At 53.7% G+C, this 19652-nt stretch carries 19 protein-coding genes, 1 tRNA gene and 1 pseudogene; 6 read left to right on the forward strand and 15 right to left on the reverse strand.

Features of this window, described 5'->3' with window-relative positions; translation table 11 throughout:
- The first annotated feature begins 17 nt into the window (after nucleotides 1-17).
- The 3 genes from pheT to BT114_RS09775 all read left to right on the forward strand — a co-directional run bounded on the left by pheT (nucleotide 18) and on the right by BT114_RS09775 (nucleotide 3001).
- Nucleotides 18-2408 (forward strand): phenylalanine--tRNA ligase subunit beta, encoded by a 2391-nt coding sequence (gene pheT / locus BT114_RS09765; protein ID WP_072326261.1) that lies wholly within the window; start codon nucleotides 18-20, stop codon nucleotides 2406-2408.
- 103 nt (nucleotides 2409-2511) lie between these two features.
- Nucleotides 2512-2808 carry an integration host factor subunit alpha gene (locus BT114_RS09770; RefSeq protein ID WP_072326309.1) on the forward strand — a complete coding sequence of 99 codons (297 nt, stop codon included), beginning with the start codon at nucleotides 2512-2514 and terminating at the stop codon, nucleotides 2806-2808.
- A 116-nt stretch (nucleotides 2809-2924) separates the two neighbouring features.
- Nucleotides 2925-3001, forward strand: a tRNA-Pro gene (locus BT114_RS09775).
- Between the two features lie 222 nt (nucleotides 3002-3223).
- On the opposite strand, the gene BT114_RS09780 is transcribed toward BT114_RS09775, so the two are convergent.
- From BT114_RS09780 to BT114_RS09800, 5 genes and pseudogenes are all read right to left on the reverse strand, one after another.
- The gene (locus BT114_RS09780; protein WP_072326262.1) at nucleotides 3224-4147 is read right to left on the reverse strand and encodes a hypothetical protein; all 924 of its coding nucleotides are present in this window, start codon (nucleotides 4145-4147) and stop codon (nucleotides 3224-3226) included.
- A gap of 1 nt (nucleotide 4148) precedes the next feature.
- Nucleotides 4149-5180, reverse strand: a complete 1032-nt coding sequence (locus BT114_RS09785) for a hypothetical protein (RefSeq protein ID WP_218163491.1) — start codon at nucleotides 5178-5180, stop codon at nucleotides 4149-4151.
- A 236-nt stretch (nucleotides 5181-5416) separates the two neighbouring features.
- Nucleotides 5417-6688 (reverse strand): annotated as a pseudogene (locus BT114_RS09790) (IS5 family transposase); the annotation flags it as partial.
- 262 nt (nucleotides 6689-6950) lie between these two features.
- Nucleotides 6951-8102: a DUF3095 family protein gene (locus tag BT114_RS09795; RefSeq protein ID WP_072326264.1), complete on the reverse strand. Its 1152-nt coding sequence runs from the start codon at nucleotides 8100-8102 to the stop codon at nucleotides 6951-6953.
- Between the two features lie 13 nt (nucleotides 8103-8115).
- Nucleotides 8116-8727 carry a thermonuclease family protein gene (locus tag BT114_RS09800; RefSeq protein ID WP_072326265.1) on the reverse strand — a complete coding sequence of 204 codons (612 nt, stop codon included), beginning with the start codon at nucleotides 8725-8727 and terminating at the stop codon, nucleotides 8116-8118.
- A 142-nt stretch (nucleotides 8728-8869) separates the two neighbouring features.
- Between BT114_RS09800 and BT114_RS09805 the strand changes: the two genes are divergently transcribed.
- Nucleotides 8870-9466: a DUF3833 domain-containing protein gene (locus tag BT114_RS09805; protein WP_218163492.1), complete on the forward strand. Its 597-nt coding sequence runs from the start codon at nucleotides 8870-8872 to the stop codon at nucleotides 9464-9466.
- Nucleotides 9463-10008, forward strand: a complete 546-nt coding sequence (locus tag BT114_RS09810; protein ID WP_072326267.1) for a glutathione peroxidase — start codon at nucleotides 9463-9465, stop codon at nucleotides 10006-10008. Before BT114_RS09805 ends, BT114_RS09810 begins: the two co-directional genes overlap by 4 nt.
- Nucleotides 10009-10049: 41 nt before the next feature.
- On the opposite strand, the gene BT114_RS15175 is transcribed toward BT114_RS09810, so the two are convergent.
- From BT114_RS15175 to BT114_RS09825, 3 genes are read right to left on the reverse strand one after another with little or no spacing between them, the layout of a single operon-like run.
- On the reverse strand, nucleotides 10050-10562 hold the full coding sequence (locus BT114_RS15175; RefSeq protein ID WP_245770430.1) for an IMPACT family protein: 513 nt from the start codon (nucleotides 10560-10562) through the stop codon (nucleotides 10050-10052).
- Entirely contained in the window at nucleotides 10507-11373 is an 867-nt protein-coding gene (locus BT114_RS09820) for an RES family NAD+ phosphorylase (RefSeq protein ID WP_218163493.1), read from the reverse strand. Before BT114_RS09820 ends, BT114_RS15175 begins: the two co-directional genes overlap by 56 nt.
- Nucleotides 11333-11713, reverse strand: coding sequence for an antitoxin Xre-like helix-turn-helix domain-containing protein (locus BT114_RS09825; RefSeq protein ID WP_072326270.1), 381 nt, complete (start codon nucleotides 11711-11713; stop codon nucleotides 11333-11335). Before BT114_RS09825 ends, BT114_RS09820 begins: the two co-directional genes overlap by 41 nt.
- Before the next feature lie 130 nt (nucleotides 11714-11843).
- Between BT114_RS09825 and BT114_RS09830 the strand changes: the two genes are divergently transcribed.
- A complete protein-coding gene (locus BT114_RS09830) occupies nucleotides 11844-13013 on the forward strand; it encodes an alpha-hydroxy acid oxidase (protein WP_245770424.1) in 1170 nt (389 codons plus the stop codon).
- A gap of 9 nt (nucleotides 13014-13022) precedes the next feature.
- On the opposite strand, the gene BT114_RS09835 is transcribed toward BT114_RS09830, so the two are convergent.
- The 7 genes from BT114_RS09835 to rraA form a co-directional block, all read right to left on the reverse strand.
- Nucleotides 13023-14198 carry a hypothetical protein gene (locus BT114_RS09835; RefSeq protein ID WP_072326271.1) on the reverse strand — a complete coding sequence of 392 codons (1176 nt, stop codon included), beginning with the start codon at nucleotides 14196-14198 and terminating at the stop codon, nucleotides 13023-13025.
- An 88-nt stretch (nucleotides 14199-14286) separates the two neighbouring features.
- Nucleotides 14287-14853, reverse strand: a complete 567-nt coding sequence (locus tag BT114_RS09840) for a DUF4276 family protein (RefSeq protein WP_072326272.1) — start codon at nucleotides 14851-14853, stop codon at nucleotides 14287-14289.
- Nucleotides 14850-16040, reverse strand: a complete 1191-nt coding sequence (locus tag BT114_RS09845; RefSeq protein WP_072326273.1) for an AAA family ATPase — start codon at nucleotides 16038-16040, stop codon at nucleotides 14850-14852. Before BT114_RS09845 ends, BT114_RS09840 begins: the two co-directional genes overlap by 4 nt.
- 38 nt (nucleotides 16041-16078) lie before the next feature.
- Nucleotides 16079-16702, reverse strand: a complete 624-nt coding sequence (locus BT114_RS09850) for a Maf family protein (RefSeq protein WP_218163494.1) — start codon at nucleotides 16700-16702, stop codon at nucleotides 16079-16081.
- Nucleotides 16699-17244 carry a GNAT family N-acetyltransferase gene (locus BT114_RS09855; RefSeq protein WP_218163495.1) on the reverse strand — a complete coding sequence of 182 codons (546 nt, stop codon included), beginning with the start codon at nucleotides 17242-17244 and terminating at the stop codon, nucleotides 16699-16701. The genes BT114_RS09850 and BT114_RS09855 overlap by 4 nt, the downstream gene beginning before the upstream one ends.
- A complete protein-coding gene (gene ggt / locus BT114_RS09860) occupies nucleotides 17201-19024 on the reverse strand; it encodes a gamma-glutamyltransferase (protein WP_177247077.1) in 1824 nt (607 codons plus the stop codon). Before ggt ends, BT114_RS09855 begins: the two co-directional genes overlap by 44 nt.
- 5 nt (nucleotides 19025-19029) lie before the next feature.
- Nucleotides 19030-19518 carry a ribonuclease E activity regulator RraA gene (gene rraA, locus BT114_RS09865; protein WP_072326274.1) on the reverse strand — a complete coding sequence of 163 codons (489 nt, stop codon included), beginning with the start codon at nucleotides 19516-19518 and terminating at the stop codon, nucleotides 19030-19032.
- Nucleotides 19519-19652 lie beyond the last annotated feature (134 nt).

The following is a 19652-nucleotide window of genomic DNA, read 5'->3' on the forward strand; positions in this document are numbered from 1 at the left end:
AACAGGATTCAGAAACCATGAAATTCAGTGAACAATGGCTGCGTGAATGGGTCAACCCGGCTCTGGATGCCGCTGCCCTTGACGAACAACTCTCTCTGGCCGGTCTGGAAGTGGACAGCCGTGAACCGGCTGCAGGCCAGTTCAGCGGCGTGGTGGTGGGTGAAATCATCAGTGCCGAACCCCACCCCAATGCCGACAAACTCCAGGTCTGCCAGGTCAGTGATGGTGTGGACACCCATCAGGTGGTCTGTGGTGCACCCAACGCCCGCGCCGGTTTAAAAACCGCCTTTGCCCGCGTTGGTGCCGTACTGCCCGGCGACTTTAAAATCAAACAGGCCAAACTGCGCCAGGTGGAATCCTGCGGCATGCTCAGCTCCGAACAAGAACTGGGCCTGTCCGACAACCACGACGGCATCATGGAACTGGCTGCGGATGCACCAGTGGGCCATGACCTGCGTGACTACCTGAAACTGGATGACCAGATTTTTGACGTGGACCTGACCCCCAACCGCAGCGACTGCCTGTCGATTGCCGGTCTGGCCCGTGAAGTGGGTGTACTCAACCGCATTGCCGTCACCCAGCCGGTACTCAACCGTGTTGCCCCGCAGATTGACGACCAGCCGCAGATCACCCTGGAAGCCCCGGTGGCCTGCCCGCGTTATCTGGGCCGCATCCTTCGCGGCATCAACATCAAGGCTGCCACTCCCCTGTGGATGCAGGAAAAACTGCGCCGCAGCGGCATTCGCAGCATTGACCCGGTGGTCGACGTCACCAACTACGTGATGCTGGAACTGGGCCAGCCGATGCACGCCTTTGATCTGGCCGAGATTGATGGCGTCATCCGGGTGCGCATGGCACAGCCAGAAGAAAAACTCACCCTGCTGGATGGCAGCGAACTGACCCTGAAACCGGAAACCCTGGTGATTGCTGACAACAGCAAAGCCCTGGCACTGGCCGGCATCATGGGGGGTGAACACAGCGGTTGCAGCCCGGAAACCCGGGACATCCTGCTGGAAGTGGCCTATTTTGATCCGCTGTCACTGGCTGGCAAAGCGCGTGAATACGGCCTGCACACCGACGCCTCTCACCGCTTTGAGCGGGGTGTCGACTTCCAGCTGCAACAACGCGCCATGGAGCGCGCCACCGAGCTGCTGCTGCAACTGGTGGGTGGTCAGCCCGGCCCGATCACCGAAGCCGTTGCCAATGAACACCTGCCAGTGCGTCAGCCGGTGAAACTGCGCAAGGACCGTCTGGAACAACTGCTGGCCATTCGCCTGCCGGATGCCGAAGTGGTGGACATCCTCACCCGTCTGGGCATGGTGATTGAAGACCAGGGTGATGCCTGGCTGGCCGCCGTGCCCAGCTACCGTTTTGACATCAGCATTGAAGTGGATCTGATCGAAGAAGTGGCCCGCGTGTATGGTTACGACAACCTGCCGGTGCGTGCACCTTCTGCTGCCATGCTGATCCAGAATCGCCCGGAATCCGAAGTCAGCCTGCGTCGCATCCGCAACCTGCTGACCAGCCGCGGTTACCAGGAAGCCATCACCTACAGCTTCATTGATCCGAAATGGTCCCAGGCCTTTGATCCTGAGCGTCAACCGATTGCCCTGGCCAACCCCATTTCCGCCGATCTGGCGGTGATGCGCACCAGCCTGCTGCCCGGCCTGGCCAAAGCCCTGTCTTACAATCAGAAGCGTCAGCAGCCGCGTGTGCGCCTGTTTGAAACCGGCCTGCGTTTCATCCGTGAGGGTGAAACCACCGTACAACAGCCGATGCTGGCAGGCCTGATCAGTGGCAGCCGTCACCCGGAAAGCTGGACCGGCAAAACAGAATCCGTTGACTTCTTTGACATCAAAGGTGATTTTGAAGCCCTGCTGAGCCTCACCGGTGACCTGGCCAACTGGCAATTCCGTACCGCCAGCCACCCTGCCCTGCACCCCGGCCAGAGCGCTGAAATCCTGCACCGTCAGCAGGATGGCAGCTGGCAGTCGGTAGGCTGGATCGGTGCCCTGCACCCACAGCTCTGCAAGGATCTGGACCTGCGCGGCCAGACGCTGGTGTTTGAAGTGGTGCAGGAAGCCGTGATGCAGGGCCGTGTTCCCCGCTTTGGCAGCCTGTCACGCTTCCCTGAAATGCGTCGTGACCTGGCCCTGCTGGTGGACGCCAGCCAGCCGGTTGGTGAACTGCTGCAGGAAGCCTGGAATCAGGGCGGAGAATGGCTGCAAAAGGTCACCTTGTTTGATGTTTATCAGGGTCAGGGCATCGCTGAAGGCAAAAAGAGTCTCGCGCTGGGCTTGACCTGGCAGCATCCTTCGCGCACTCTTACGGATGACGAGATTAATAGTCAGGTTAATCAGGTTGTTACGGCATTTTCTCAGGGGTTTGCAGCAGAGCTGCGCAGCTGATTGGCTCATCTGCGGTTAACCCTGACTGTCGAGGCTGATCTGCCCGGTGCAGATCAGCCTTGATCCAGCAGTTTTCATGCAACATCAGGAAGGAGCGGAAAACGTGGGTGCATTAACCAAAGCAGAAATGGCTGAAAAGCTGATCAGTGAACTCGGACTGAGCAAACGTGATGCAAAGGAGATGGTTGAACACTTCTTCGGCGAAATCAGGGAATGCCTCAGAGACAATGAGCAGGTCAAAATATCCGGCTTCGGCAATTTTGACCTGCGTGACAAGCGCGAACGCCCCGGTCGCAACCCCAAGACAGGCGAAGAGATACCCATCTCCGCACGTCGGGTGGTGACCTTCAAGGCAGGCCAGAAACTCAAGGCCCGCGTGGAAAGCTACAAGGGCGAATAAAACTTCTAAACTTTTGTTCCAAAAAGGGTTTTCAAAACCCGAAAAGCGCTCTATAATGCGCCTCGTTTTCAGGGCAAACCCCACTTGGCACTGAAAATTGTACCTGCAGTAGATGACGGAGTGTGGCGCAGCCTGGTAGCGCACTTGCATGGGGTGCAAGGGGTCGTAGGTTCGAATCCTATCACTCCGACCAAATCAAAAAGGGCTTACGTGAAAACGTAAGCCCTTTTTATTTACCTGGCAGCATCAAAACGGACCATATCGCGTATCCGACCACACTAGCTTCCAGACTCATTTCAAAGACTGTGTGCTTAGATGAAAGCCATATTGACTATTTTTTGGTTGCTGTATCAGTACCTCTAGTGCTGGCTGAGTGAACAGTGGCAAGCATATTATATGAGTTGATATTATAAAATCATGATCTAGGCTTTATACTTTCAAACTCAAGAGCGCTATGCGAAATTACCGCAAGGAATATAGTGGCGAGCCAATAAAGACACTTTTTGTTAACCACATAAAATAGATTGTCGATATCATTTATTTTTGATGTTTCAATATTTTTAGCCCCTCCATTCATGTAGTGAAAGAAGCGATTTCTAATCGTAATTATAAAGCTCCCCACCTCAATATATTTTATAGAGAGTAGCCTTGGGCTGTCAGTAGAATCAGCAATCATGTCGCCACTACACAAATCTTTTAACAGATTAAAAACTACCTTTTGCTCACTCTCAGTGTTTAGTAGCATTGGAAAATCTACTGACGACTCATATATTGCATCATCCGAATACACTGTCTTTATGAAACTTTTAAAAAAGCCAAGCTCACCTGCATTCTTATCACCATTCATAAGCTCCTTTAGAAATTTGAACGTCCTACCAAAATCATCGGTCTTTGATGCATATATCATTGGAAAAGCATATGACACATGCTCTAGTGCCCGGTACAGATAAACGAAAGAGCTAGAGTGAATATTTTTATTTTGATAGTAAAAATAATAAGATAGTTCGCTCAGTATGTTTTTGTAAAAAGTTTTGTTTTTTAACTTGTGTCCTTCAATATAATCGGCAAGATTCTCAGGGCCATAGTTCTCTGCAATTAGCTGAGGAAGCAATTCTCCCCATCGATGACCATAACCTTTTAAGCTTGAAGAAAAATAATTTTCTTTTTGAAAAAAAGTTTTTGATGATCCGATGTGCTCAACTTTAAGTGCCCCACTAAGCAGACGAAGTATTAGCAGAATCTCTGGATCAGAACCGCTAACTTTCAGTCTTTCAGGAAGCTTAGATAAGGCCTTATCCGTAAGGCACTCCGAATACTTAAATGGAGTTTTATGGAACATTTTATGAAGTAAACTCCACAAAGTATTCAGTTAGCTCACCTTCATCTAATATGGATAGTTCTGCATATTTTTTAATGAACTCACACGACAACTGCCTGCGGTATTTCCCGAGATTGACCTTTGACGCATTTATCGAATCGAATGCTTCATCAAAAAGTTCTACACCTAATGCAAAATCTTTAGGCTCTACACTTTTTAATTTCACATATGACTCTTTAACTCCCACGCAAAAACCAATTAAATTATTATTAACTTTAAACCAATTTCTTGTTGATGAGTCTTCACTAAGCCTATCAATCAAAGCCAAAACAGATTGAAACATTAGATCGTTGGATGAATCACGACTATCTAGCACCCTTGTTACTAAAATCTCATCCATCTTTTCATCTATGATTTTATTGTTTTCATTATTTACATTATTTGTAAGAAATGCCAAATATCCTCTAGAAATATCACCAAGATTAAATGCACCTCTCACAACTTTATCAGCTCTTTCTTTCTCTGTTTGTACTGACATGTTTTCCAAACCACTAAAATCAAACATCTCAGCAGTAAGAATTTCTATTTGGTGCCGAGGTGTCATTGGCTTTTGGCCATTATTTAGTGTAATCATTCGATACAACAGTTTATCCTGACTACTTGCTACTATTATATTTATATATGCTATTCGACCTTCATCAAACTCGCTTTCAACTGATGCTGAATTTAATGTGTTCAAGCGCTGCATGCCATCCAATATATAGCAGCTAGTAATATTTTTATTTACAAAACTCTCAAAGTCTGACACTTTAGTTAGATCGTTTTCTTCCTTATCTACAAATGCTATTGTTATTGGTGGCATAATGCACCCCTCAACAATATCCCTTTGTAATCTCTTGTAGAACTTCTTATCCTGGAGTTTACGCTGTGCTTCAAATTTATTTATAAGTGGATACAATTCATCCAATACCACCTTATAGGTAGCCTGTCCCATAGCCACATAGCTATCTATGACTTTATCCAGATCAGATGTAAATACTTCTATCTTTTTCATATTACTTCCTAAATGAAGAGTTCATGTTTACTGATCCTACGCTACATAAATAGTCGCCCCTGCAAAACGCCCTTTTTTCAGAAGCACTCTGATTTCTACTATACCACTTGAGCGTTCTGCTCAGCTGGCAACCGTCTGATGGCAATAACCAGGTTCCTCAAGGAATGTCGCTCTCCTTCAGGGATGCCCAGCAGAGCCTGCCATAAGCTCCAAGGGGTTAACTTTTTTCGGCCCAAAAGAAGCTCGGCCAGCTTCTTCAGGATTTTTCTCAGGTTCATACCCACACCACAGAGTACCGCGTGGATTTTGTCACCCAGCGCACCGTGCAAGTGGCAGCGATCCAGTAAACCTTCGCTTTTCATGTGTCCAATGATGGGTTCTATACTGTTTCGTCGATGCTGCTGCTCATGAGCTTTGCCTCGCCCTTTTTTTCTGCCGGTGATGTGAACCTGACAGAGGTACGTTTGATCACTGCCCTTGTAGCCTCGATCCACCAGCAGATGTTCGGGCAACTGTCCCAGATGACTTTTCAGGCGCCTTAACAGAGGCTCCACGGTATGACCGTCATAAGGATTGCCGTTCAGTGACTGGCAATCCAGTACCAGTCCTTCAGCAGCCGTGGTGACCACACTGACTTTAGCACCGAACTCGTGACGCTGACGTGCCTTGCCTTTGGTGATGCAGACCACCTGGGGTTCATGCAGGCTGTACAGGCGCTGCTTGATGGAGTGATCGCCATATTGGTCGAGCAGTCGCAGTGCTTGATGCAATTTATCACTGAGTGGCTGGCTGCGTTTTGACAGTGCCTTCTGATCAATGAGCGCTGCACAGATGTGAATCAGGTTGCTGTGCATTTTTCGCAAGTGCTTATGCATCCGTTGGAACTGGCACGCATGAGCGTAACGGCTGACATTCCAAACCAGTTTATCCAACACTTTGATGAAGGTTTGCTTGAAGCGAACCCCCTCGTTCTTGGCTAAGGCCACCAGTTGTCGATGGCAGCGGCTAACCAACCTGGCATCGGTTGGATGCGAAGTGGCCTTGGGCATCACCGTTGTATCAGCCACCACCACTTCGAAGCTTTCTGGAGCCACAGTACCGGTTTCTTCAGCCAGCTTGATGGTCATTTTCAAGAGTTCACGAGCACCCTCTTCACCAATTCGCTGACGAAACCGCAGCATGGTGGTTTCATCCATGGGTATTCGATGCTGAAAAGTGATCTCTCCACAGAAGTGTTGCCAGTAGGGGTTCTCAGTCCAACGCTTGAGCACTTCCAGGTCCGACAGCCCGTAGATGTGTTTGAGCAGTTGAAGGCCGACCTGCAAGCGGACCGGCATGGCAGGACGACCAGAGTTGGAGGCATACATGGGGCCGAAATAACCTTCACAGGCTGACCAGTCGATGCGCTTGCCCAGAATCACCAGCTCATGCCGAGTATCAATGATGTCATCCAGATAGGTTTCCAGAAGATCCCTTTGAGGTTTTTGGCGTGAATCTGGACGAAACATGGGCGATTTCTCTTGGTTTTTGAAAGAAAAGGCTGGATTTGGTCAGGAAATGATACCAGAAAAACAACTTAAGCTATTGATATTAATAGCCTTTGTTATTTTGCAGGATCGACTAAATATTCTTAAGCAATGCATGCCCAGGCACGCTACCGCCCCAGGGTGTGAAATGAGTCGCTTCGCATCCTGCGGGTGGGTGTTTCCTTTCTTGTTTCGTTTTACCAAAGATGTGTCTGACTGGCAACTCTGGGTGTTGCTTTGGTGTTCAGCGTTTTTGTTTCATGCTTCTGGCGGCCAGGGCGTAGCCACCATCACAGCCGTCAACAAAGTGGATGTGTTCAACACCGGTCTGGCTGACCAGGCAGGTGAGTTGGGCGGCGTCACTGATGTGCTGGCCGTAGATCAACTGGCCTTGTTGTTGTTGCTGGTCAAGCCACTGGTTGAATGCGTCCAGATCGTTGCGATCAGCGGCAAATACCATGCGAAGGGTGTCGTCCAGTTTGCGATAGTCGGAGCTGGCCACGGCATCACTGCGGTAACGCCCCCAGTGCGCCTTTCCAAGCCGGATATCAAACTTCATCAGCAGCAGGCCCAGCAGGTTGATGCAGCGCAGTTTCAGCAGTTGCAGCCACTGGCTGCGCCTTTCTTTGAAATTGCGCACCGATGCTTCCGCAGACAGCTTGTCCGCATCAAAGGCCAGTTGCAGGCGTTCTGCGGTCAGGGGCTGAAGTTGTGCTTCATTGCCCAGCAGTTGCTGCATGGTCTGTATCACGCCTTCATAACACTGAAGCTGCTGGTCCACACTGCCACTGGCCTGCACCAGCAGGCTGACGGTCACTTCCCTGGGGCTGTTGATGCGCTTCCAGCGGCATTCAAAACCGGAAAAATCGGCTTCTGGCTGGCCTTGTTCCGGCAGCAGATGAAAGTCCTTGCTCGCTTTGGTCAGTCGATCCGCCACCTGCAGGCCACCACCGGTGAAAAAAGCCTGTTGCAGGTTGGCCGAGTGCCGGTAACGGGCCACCAGCACCGGTGCCTGGCTGCGGATCCGGGCATAGGGCATCAGGCTGCAACGCAGGCTCAGCTGAAAAGCATCCCTGGCCAGTTCCATGCAACCCAGCAGGGCATTACGCACTGCCTGAACCTTGCTCGGCGGAATGCAAAAGGTGGCACCATCACCACCAAACACATAGGGCAACTGCAGCGGCTGGGTGGCGTTCAGTACCGCCGCCACGGTGCAACCGCCCAGCGCGTTCACATCGCGGTAACGCCCTGCTTCAATGGCCTGGGTGGAGCCTTCCAGATCGGTGACCACCACCCACCAGTCATCGGGCAGTTCCTGGTAGTGGTGCAGTTGCAGAGTGTCAGAGAAGGCTTCAACAGCCGGGAGATCGGTGAAAAAAGTGTCCTGAGCGGGCATGCAGTGTATCCGGTTAACGAGCCTGACAGGCCGGATCAGGGTGTCCCTGGTCCAGCAGGTGTTGAATGTAGGATTGCGCCGGTCGATTCGGTGCTTCACCGATGTGCACACCGGACCAGTGGCCACGGGCCTGACTGCGGGCTTCCAGATGCGCTTCACGCGCGGCAGCGGCAAATTCAGTCATCTTTTCGCGGCTTTCATGCTGGTAGCTGTCCGGCCAGGCATAACCGGAGCGGATCAGTGCCAGATGCCCGGCTTCATCCCGGTCCTGACTGCGAACATTGCCGACCCAGAGCTGGCTGTGCAGCACCGCATCCACTTCAACCAGCACCTTGCCCCGAAAACGCCCCTGTGCCAGATCAATCAATCCCAGCACGGAACGTCGGTAACCGGGCTGGTCTTTCAGCGGGGTGTTCACGCCGTTCAGCACCAGGCAGACCTGATCGTTGTTCTGCAGTTTCAGCACCAGCGTCTGGCCATCCACCACGCCCTGCACGGAAGCCGGGATCGGGCGACCGGCACCCTTGATCAATACCAGGCTGCCAGTGATTGCCGGAAGGGTGTAAAACAGCATTGCAGCGGCTGTCAGCAGTATTACCAGGCTAATCCAGTGGGTTGGTTTCATCCGGCCTCCCTGATCGTTGATCTTCATTTCTAGCAGCTTGATGTCAGTTTTGCCACAAGGATTCCATTTGCATGATGGCACAATTCCGATGCCAGAGTTATACTTTACATATACAAATCTGTACAACTCCTGCGGAGATCGGATGATGAGCCCCTTGAAACCCTTGCGTTTACTGCTGCTTATTCTTGTTATGCTGGTGTTGACTGCCTGCGGCCACGTCAGGGTACAGCACTTTGATGGCCGTGAACCTGAGTTTTCTGTAGCGGAATATTTCCAGGGTGAAACCTGGGGCTGGGGCATGGTGCAGGACTATCGTGGCCGAATCACCCGCCAGTTCACCGTCTATATTCAGGGGTACATGGATGGTGATGTGCTGGTGCTGGATGAGGATTTCCTGTTCAGTGACGGCGAGGAATCCAAACGCGTGTGGCGTCTGAAACCGGTGGATCAGCACTGTTATGTCGGCACCGCGCATGATGTGGTGGGTGAAGGCCGCGCCTGCAATTACGGTGATGCCTTTCATCTGACTTATCGCCTGAAAGTGCCGATTGGTGAGCGGGAATGGGTGTTCAGCATGGATGACTGGATGTACCTGCAGGACAATCAGGTGGTGTTTAATCGCACCCGAATGAGAAAATGGGGTCTGACTCTAGGAAACATCACGCTGACCTTCACCAAACAGCCCCTTGCCAACAACAACCAGGATGAAGCTGAAGGCTTCCAACGGAGCGCACAATGAAAAAGCTGCTACTGTTGTTTTTGATTCCGCTGGCATTCAGCCTGCCGGCCCAGGCGGAAACAACCCAGTGCCCGACCCTGCTGAACACCACGCAACCCCTGCTGCACTCAACCGAATCCATTGATCTCTGCCAGTTTGCCGGTAAACCCCTGCTGATAGTGAACACCGCCAGTTATTGCGGTTACACCCGTCAGTTCGGTGGTCTGGAGGCCTTGCACCAGCAGTATGCTGATCGGGGGCTGGTGGTGCTGGGTTTTCCATCCAATGATTTCATGCAGGAAGCCCGCGATGAAAGCCGCACGGCTGAAGTCTGCTTTATCAATTACGGCGTCACCTTCAACATGCTGAGCCCCAGCCGGGTCAGCCGTGGTGAACTCAATCCGGTGTTTGCCGAGCTGCAACGCCAGGGAGCGAGCCTGCCACGCTGGAACTTCCACAAGTACCTGGTCAACGAAGAGGGCCAGCTGGTGGGCTTTTTCGGCAGTCGTGTTGAACCGGATGCCCCGCAGCTGGTGGGTGCGATTGAGGCCATGCTTAACTGAGTTAACGGTATAACTTGATTTGCGGGGCGGTTGCAGCAGGCTTATTTCACTTGCCGCACCTGGCCCCTCACCTGATCAGACAGCGCCTTGTAAAAGCCTTCCAGTGCTGCCTTTTCACCTTCCAGCATGGCCTGCACCTGTTGCTGGTATTCAACCGTGAGTTGCAGATTCCATTCCTGCGCCAGTCGCCGCAGCAGGGATTCATGTTCAAAAGCCAGTTCCACCTGCAGTTGATCCATCACCCGCAGGGTGACAAAACTCACCTGCTGCAGCGGTTCACTGATGGCCTGGCTGTAGGCCCGCACCAGCCCACCGGCACCGAGTTTCACACCGCCGAAATAACGCACCACGGTGGCCAGCACCTGGTCCAGGTGTTTGTGTTGCAGCACGTTCTGCATGGGGGCTGCGGCAGTGCCGGAAGGCTCACCATCATCCGACTGGCGCACCTGACCGTTGACCAGCAGGCACCAGCAGACATGAGCGGCATCCGGGTGCTGATTACGCAGCGTATGCACCCGCTCCAACCCCTGCTCCAGACTCGTCACCGGCTCCACACAGCCGATGAAACGCGACTTCTTGATTTCCAGCAGACTGGTGACCGGTTCCGACAGGGTCTGGCGCATCAGTTTTCCCCTTTCCTTTCAGAGCGGTCTGCCATGCATCGGCAGCAAATTCCAGGCGTTCACTGTCGCGCCGCCAGATCACGGCATCCTGCTGCACGGCCAGCCACCAGGTTTGTTTCACCGGGTCCGGTCTGGGTGATGAGAAGGCAGCAGGATCAAGCACCGCAACGCACCAACCTGACTCAGGGTCGCGCACCGACTGATAGATGATGCCACCCATGCCGGCTTCACGAGCCACGCGTGCAAAATGCTGGGTGGCGCTGTAGTCCGTGGGGTGTTGCCATGCACCGAGGTCAGCACTAAAGGGTGGCTTGCGCAGATCCACCACGCGGGTGGCAAGGCTCACTTTGAAGGCGGTGTGTGCCACCGGTTCAATGCGTTCCAGATCCACGGCATCCTGAAGGAATTTCCAGCGCCAGTAGCCCAGTTCAGCACAGACAGTGCGTACCGTTTCGGCACCGTAAAAGACGCCGGGGTCGGTGACACTTCTGAAACGGGAACCACTTCTGTGCGGGTTATAACGAAAGGGTGTCGCCAGCAGATAATCCAGACCGGCAACACCGGCTGGTTGAGGTGGCTTGCTGCTTTCCAGCAGCATCTCCAGCAGATCCTGCTCCGCTGCATCATCAACAATTTTCATGGTTGAGGCCAGGTGCTGAACTTCAACCATGCGCCATGCAGGCGCAGACCACTCACGTGCTTCAGACGAGACCGCGAGAGGCGTCCAGGTAGTGGACAACACGAACAAGTCCTTCTGTCTGGTTGATGAGTTCAATGGGGCGACCATTGAGTCCCTGGTTATTGCTGTTCAGCCACTGGCGAGCGGTAAGCTCTTCACCGACAAGGGAGTCGAGTGAACGAAACAACCGAACAAACAGCAGGGCGAACTCCCACTCTTTGCGATGGGATTCAAGCTGATAATGACCGGCATAAAGCCGAGTGATGGTGGCCGGACTGACCCCCAGAATTCTGGCCAGCTGCCCCCGCGGAATGTTCAACCGCTCGGCGGCACGGGCGACGGCCTTGGATAATACGGCACCGGCATCAGCCGACAGGGATGCGTCACTGGTTGTTACTGTCATGGCTCACCTCCTTTCCATGGAAATTTTAGGATCAATTTATTGCTATTGCAAATAAAGCCAGCTGCGCATCCGCATGTGAATCTTGTTAAAATTGAACATTCAGTCAGATGACTCAGACAGGACAAGACTTTTGCTCAGACGCCATTACACCGGCAGGGATGTGACCCGCGCCCAGAACATTGATGAACTCCGCGGCATGGCAGCCCAGCGCCTGCCGAACTTCTGCATGGAATACCTCGAAGGTGGCTCGGATGATGAGTACACCTTGCAACGCAATCGCAGTGCGTATGACGAGATCATTTTCCGCCCGCGCACGCTGGTGGACATTTCACAGCGGGATCTTGCCACTGAACTCTATGGTGAATCGATCAGCATGCCGCTGATGATTGCTCCCACCGGTTTTAATGGCCTGCTGACCCATGAGGGGGATCGGGTGCTGGCAGAAGCCGCTGCCCGTGCCGGGGTGCCCTTCTGCCAGAGCATGGTGTCCACGGTTTCGATGGAGCGGATTGCGGCCACCGGGGTGCGCCACTGGTTGCAGCTTTATCTGTTCAAGAACCGTGACAACCTGAAAGGCATCATTGAACGTGCGGAAGCCGCCGGTTGTGAAGCGCTGGTGCTGACCACCGATACCTCGGTATTCGGCAACCGGGAATGGGATCGACGCAATTACCTCGCCCCGATGCAGCTGGATCTGCGCAACACCCTGCATGTGGCCAGCCGACTGCGCTGGATTTTTGATGTGCTGGTGCCGCATGGCATACCGCGCTTCTGCAATCTGGGTGATTTTTTACCCCCGGAAAAAGCCAGTGCCCGCAATGCCGCCACTTTTCTGACGCAGGAAATGGATCCGTCTCTGAACTGGGAGGATGTCAGCTGGCTGCGGGATCTCTGGCCGCGCAAGCTGCTGTTGAAGGGGGTGTTGTGCGGTGAGGATGCCCGTGAAGCCCAGCGGCGCGGTGTGGATGGTCTGGTGATTTCCAATCACGGGGGCCGCCAGCTGGATACCTGCCCCAGCCCGATCGACGTGCTGCCGGAAATCCGTCAGGCAGTGGGGCCGGATTTTCTGTTGATTGTGGACAGCGGCCTGCGCCGCGGCAGTGATTTCATCAAGGCGCGTTGCCTGGGTGCGGATCTGGCAATGAGTGGCCGGGCGACCCTCTACGGCCTGGCAGCCGGTGGTGCTGCCGGAGCTGATCGTGCGCTGGCGATTCTGCGCAGTGAAATGGATCGCACTCTGGGGTTACTGGGGTGCACCCGCATTGAACAGCTCAATGCGGATTACCTGATGCCGCGCTGATCCAGCCGATCAGACAGACAGGTCGATCTGCCGCAACAGACCGGCCTGGCCGTCTTCCTTCAGGTAGATGCCGGTTTCCCGCAACTGCCCCAGGGTATTGTTCTGCGCATCGGTGTAACGGAAGGGCGACTCAATGCTGCCCAGATACAGGGCACCTATGCCCAGATCAGCCAGCCCCAGCAACTGCCCCTTGCCGCTTTCATCCGGCATCCACACATAAAGCTGGCTGAAAGCACTGTCACCACGGTCAATCCAGCCGTTCTGGTCTTCATCCAGTGCAGCCAGCTCGGCAAAACCCTTACCGGTCTGGGCACCAAACAGCTCACTGCCATCATTGATGACACCATCACCGTTGCGATCCCAGGCCAGAAACCCCCGACCCTGCCCAAGCGTCGGCAGGGATTCCAGCTGACCGTCCAGCGTCAGATCAAAGGCAAAACGGGTGGAACCCAGTTGTGCCGCAGTGCCACCAAATTCAATCACCAGCGGGTCTTGCAGGTTGCCAACACTGAAACTGAGGCTTTCAGAAGTGAAAAACTCACGGGACAGCCCCACCTGCACATTAAAGTCCAGTTGCTGACCATCAGCCGTCAGTACCTGACCGCGCACTTCCACATAACTGAATTCGGCTTCGTAATACTGCTGCTCATAGTGGTAATCCAGCCGGAAACCATCACCGCCACCCTGCACTCCTTGAAAGGCTGACTGGATTGCAGCTGCCTGCTGTTCACCCCGCTCGATGGCTTTTTTGACCTGCTCAGCACCGGAATCCTGTTCTTCAAGGCTGATGCCAAACAGGCGATAGAGGGTTTCTTTCAGCACCGCCACCCGAAACTCTTCCGGGGTCATGGGCTTGAGTTCATCCCGCTCGGCGGCTTCCACTTCTCCAACCGGGCGTCGGTTGATGCCATTGTCATCCACCGCTTCACCCATACGCGTCCAGGGTGTCAGACGCGGGCGTCGAGCCTGGTCCAGCAGCGCATTGGCCGCTTCATCGGTGTTGCTCCGTGGCTGTTGCAGAAACAGGCTGATTTCACGGTTTTCATAGGTCATTTCACGCCGGGCAGACAACTGGGTGACCTGATCACCGCGTCTTTCGATGTAATTGAGCTGTTCAGTGACGGACAGGCGTTGCTCCTGCTTGTGGGCAGCAGCAAAACTGATCTGGGACGATTGGATAAGCATGGCAGCATTCCGCTTTGGTCTGGTCAAAAAATGATCGGCACTAAAGCGGAAAACTTGAGGGATGCTTTGTATGTCTTGAAGATGGTTTTTATGAGTAAGAGGCGTTTTCTGTGATGCGTTTAATACCGGCAATCAGGTAGTTAAAGCTCTGTGATTGATTTTGATCCAGTGACAGTGCCTGACCTATCGCTCGTGAACCCGCCAGTTTTTGATATGTTCTGGCAATGCGCTTCAGTTCCTGAGCAGCATTATTCAGACGATCAGGATCACGAAATTTTGCATTCTGCTGTTGCTTTGCAAGCGTTTTGGGGCCGATGGTTGCAGCAACAGCATTGAGATCGCCCAGATAAAAACTCTCCAACTCATGGCAAGCAATACGAACCAAGGTGTCTGGACGACCAGCAGCTTCACATATTCCCGTCAGCCTACGCTTGATTTCATAACAATCACCAGAGTCCTGATCGCGCATCACAACAAAACGGGCACCTGGATTCTGCCAGGCACGCAATCTGCGAGGCAAACGTTTCTCCAGATCTTGTTTTCCTTCAAACACCACATACCGCACCGATATGCTGTCATCCAGTAATCTGGGTAATAACCCTTCCAGCATCGCTTTTGCAGAAGGCTCTTCAAGGAAAAAGACCAGCTCAGTCATCGTGGATCAGCCCCGGGAAAAAAACCTTCCTTCCAGAGGTAGCCCATCTGATCACCTTCTGCGATGAATGCTTTTAATTGTGCGTCATCCTCAGCCCGACGAATCTGTGTATAACCTTGCTCTTTCACCAGCCAGTACACTTCACTTAATCCAACCGCATTCAGAAAGTCGGGCGAATGACTGGACACAAACACCTGGCCACCTCGCTCAGCATAAGCACGAAACTCTTCTGCAAGCTCCCACAGCAAAGTCGGGTAAAGCTGGTTTTCCGGTTCTTCAATACATAACAAAGGATGGGGTTCAGGGTCGTATAACAGCACCAGATAGGCAAACATCTTGATTGTCCCATCTGAAACATACTTATCGATGAAGGGGTCTTTGAACGTATCATCCTTAAAGTTCAGGATCAATCGACCATCCTGAGTCAGAATCGGCTCAACCTGGCTTACACCCGGAACCCTATGCTTCATGGCGGTGACAATTTGCTGGAAAATATCCGGGTGATTTTCAAATATATTCCGCGCTACAAGCTGCAGGTTATCGCCTGAAACTGACAGATGCTCGTACTCACCAATCGATTCCTTGCTACCCCTGGCCAGGTTGATGTGAAAGTCGGATACATGCCAGTTCTCGATCAGTTGTCGAAATGCATTGGCAGCCTTAAAGCGTTCAAATTGACCAAGTCCCTTGATGGCCAGCACATCTTTTCCGAGATTCTGCGGCTCGCGCTCGAGCTCTTCATCCTGCTTGTCAAAATCTTCTTCGTTGGTTATTGCGTAACCACTTCCTTTGGTAAAATCAAGAAAATGGTATGGAGAGCCATAGCGTCCACGCTTGTAGCGTAAAACTTCACGATTCACTACCACCTGACGGTTATCCAGGCCAATTTCGATCAAATAGGTCACCAGGCGTTCAACACCGGCAATATCCATACGAAACTTGATTTCCAGTTCAATCGACTCCGTGTCCTCTACACCACGGCTAAGTACCTCACGAAACCCCCCCCTGACCTGAAGTGCTTGTTTCACATTAAAAGTCAGGCAGTCTTTCAGAAACCCAAACAGATCAAAAAGCGTTGATTTACCGCTGCCATTGGCACCCACCACCACACAGAAACGTGGCAGATTTTTCATCTCAGCATTTCGAAAGCTTTTAAAGTTTTTAATGCGCAGGCTTTCTATCAGCATGACGGTTTCCTTTGAAAACTCAGCATGATTCGATCATATCAGAAAATCCGGTAACCCATCTGCGGCAGCAGCTCAGCCACTGCCTCCAACGGCAGACCCACCACATTGGTGTAACTGCCGCGAATGCTGGCCACCAGTGCAGCTCCTCGCCCCTGTATGCCATAACCGCCGGCCTTGTCGGCGGATTCTCCGGTGGCAACATAGGCACGCACTTCTTCAACGGAAAGCTGCCGAAAGGTCACTTCGGTGGTGACCAGGCGTTGCAGCCGCTGCGGACCTTGCTGCAGCACCAGTGCCGTTTTGACCTGATGGCTCTGGCCGGACAGGCGCAACAGCAGCTCCACCGCGTGTTCCGGGGACTGGGGTTTACCCAGCGGCTGACCGTTCTGCACCACCTCGGTATCAGCGGTCAGTACCAACGACCCTTGCAGCTTCTGTGGCAGGCTGGCGATGACTGCTGCAGCCTTGGCGGCCGCCAGACGCAGCACCAGCGCTTCTCCGCTTTCCTGCCCAAGCAGGGATTCATCGATGTCTGCCGGATGCACCTGAATGGCCAGATCCGGCATCAGTTGCAGCAGCAAGTCCCGACGACGCGGGGATGCCGAGCCCAGCACCAGTGATTCCAGTCTTGGCAAACTTGCATAGTGTTGATTGTGGTTCATGGTTTTAACAACTTCTGGTAAAAGGCCAGATCCAGCCAGCGATCAAATTTGTGCGCCACCTGTTGCAGGGTTCCGGCCAGCTCAAAACCAGCGGATTCATGCAGATGGATGCTGGCCAGGTTTTCGGTATCAATGGCGGCAATCAGGGTATGGTAACCCGCGTCAGTGGCCCGTTGTATCAACGCCTGCAGCAACAACCGCCCGACGCCCTGCCCGCGTGCCGCCTCTGCCACATAAATGGCGTGCTCCAGTGTGAAACGATTGGCAGGCTTGTCACGAAATGGCCCATAACTGGCAAACCCCAGCAACTGGCCTGCAGCATCCACACAACCCAGCACCGGATGCCCGCCCTGTGCCTTGCCGGCAAACCAGCGCTGCATGTCAGCCTCGGTGCGGGGCTGGTATTCATAAAGTGCCGTGGAATGCAGGATCACCTGATTAAAAATGGCCTGAATGGCCTGACCCTGTTGTGCTGCTGTGCACTCGATCAACTGCCGTTCAGTCACCTGCCACCCAGCCTTCACGGCGAGGATCAGCGCCACCCAGCAGCCCCTGAGGCGTCAGCAGCAGCATCTGGATGCCACTGGTCAGGTCCTGTTCCCGCAATTCATGACCACGGGCTTCCAGGCTGCGTTTCACATGCTCGGAAAAGCCGTCCGTTTCCAGCAGTGTGAAGGGTGTATTGAAGTTGGCCAGGTTTGGCAGCTCAATGGCCTGTTGCGGCGACAACTGCCAGCCCAGTGAGCCTAACAGCGTTTTGGTGGTGTAATGAATGATGGCTGCACCACCCGGTGAACCCAGGGTTGCCACCAGTTCACGCGACTGGGGATCAAACACCAGCGTCGGGCTCATGCTGGAACGCGGGCGCTTACCGGCTTCCACACGGTTGGCGATGGGTTTGCCCTGTTCATCCGCAGGACGGAAGGAAAAATCGGTCAACTGGTTATTGAGCAGAAAACCACCCGGCAGACCGGTGCCCCCGTCCGTCAGGATACGGGCACCAAAAGCCTGTTCAATGCTGGTGGTCATCGCCACGCCACGCCCCTCGGCATCCATGATGCTGATGTGGGTGGTGCCGTATTCCGGCTGCGGCCACTGGCTGGCATAGGCGGATGCCACACCATGCGGTTGACCGGGAGCCGCCACCCCCTGGCTGGTGGATTGAATCAGTTGGGCACGCTGATGCAGGTACTCAGGATCAATCAGGCTCATCCAGTTGCCTGCCGGAGCCTCTGCAAAATCAGGATCGGCCAGATACTGCGCCCGATCTGCAAAAGCCAGCTTGCTGGCTTCAATGTACTGGTGCAGGCCTTCGGGGGTGTAAAAACTTTCTTCGCTCAGGCTTTCCGGGCTTTTCGGGTCACTGGACAGCTGCTCCAGAATGCCCAGTTGCTGCATCAGGGTGATCTGGCCGGAAGACGGTGGCGGAAAACCACAGACCAGATAATCCAGCCAGCCACCACACAGGGCTTCACGTGCCACCGGTTGATAAGCCTGCAGGTCTTCAGAGGTCAGCAGACCACCCTGCTGCTGCACAGCCTGACTGATGGACTCCGCCAGAATACCGGTATAAAAAGCATCACTGCCGACTTCGGCCACCTGACGCAGAATGGCTGCCATGGCTGGATTTTTTAATGCATGCCCCACCGGCAGGGGTGAGCCATCCGGCAGGTAAAAATAATCCCGTGCCGCAGGATTCTCCCGCAACACCGGGTCATGCGCCAACAGGTGATGCAGGCGCGGGCTGACTTCAAAACCGGTTTCAGCCAGGGTGATGGCCGGTTCAAACAACTGTGACCAGAGTAACTGCCCCTGTTGCTGATGGGCCGCTTCCAGCATTTTCAGCAAGCCGGGCACACCCACTGCTCGACCACTGGTCACCGCCTGCATGAATGGCAGGGGTTGACCGGCTGCATCAAGAAACAACGCCGGTGTTGCTGCTGCCGGTGCGGTTTCACGGCCATCCCAGGCAATCAGCAATTCACCATCCCAGCTCAGCAGAAAACCGCCACCACCGATGCCACTGGACTGAGGTTCAACCAGATTCAGCACCAGTTGTGCAGCGATGGCAGCATCCACGGCATTGCCACCGGCCAGCAGTATCTGATGACCAGCCTCTGCCGCCAGTGGATTGGCCGCAGCCACGGCCTGACGCTCAAACTGCCAGCCACTGCGCTGCTGCAAACCGCTGGACAGCTCCGGTTGCAGGGCATCCGCAGCGTTCTTGTCTGCAGCCTTGCCTGCATCTGGCGAAGGCTTGCAACCAGTCAGCAGCAAGGCGGCTGCCAGCGGCAACAGCATCAGGCGAGTGGCAGCAGTCATGAGACTTATTCCGGCATGCTGAGGGGTTCAGGCGACACAATGATGCCGTTGTTGTCGGCATACACGTAATCACCGGGAACAAAGGTCACGCCACCGAAGGACACGGCCACCTGATACTCACCGATGCCTTTTTTCTCGGACTTCTTCGGATGGGTGCCCAGCGCCTGTACGCCCAGATCCAGCTCGGTGATCACGTCCACATCACGGATGCAGCCGTACATGATCACGCCTTCCCAGCCATTTTTGACCGCTTTTTCAGCCAGCATGTCGCCCAGCATGGCACAACGGAAAGAACCACCGGCATCCACCACCATCACTTTACCGGCGCCGGGCTTTTCAACTTCTTCCTTGACCAGGGAGTTGTCTTCAAAGCACTTGATGGTGACGATTTCGCCACCAAAGGAATCACGGCCACCGTAGTTGTTGAACATCGGCTCAACCACTTCGATCAGGTCCGGGTAGGCATCACACAGGTCGGGGGTAACGTATTGCATCTTTTGCTCCAGGTTGTGTTGAACTTCGCTGAAAGTGAGTAAAGCGGGAGGGTGTACAAGGTGGTTCTTTTCAGGCCGTCCGCAACAGGACGTTGCGGACGGAGCTTACATGGATGTATTCACGCGTCCTGAAA

The sequence above is a fragment of the Marinospirillum alkaliphilum DSM 21637 genome, from assembly GCF_900119735.1.
Classification (GTDB): Bacteria; Pseudomonadota; Gammaproteobacteria; order Pseudomonadales; family Halomonadaceae; genus Marinospirillum; species Marinospirillum alkaliphilum.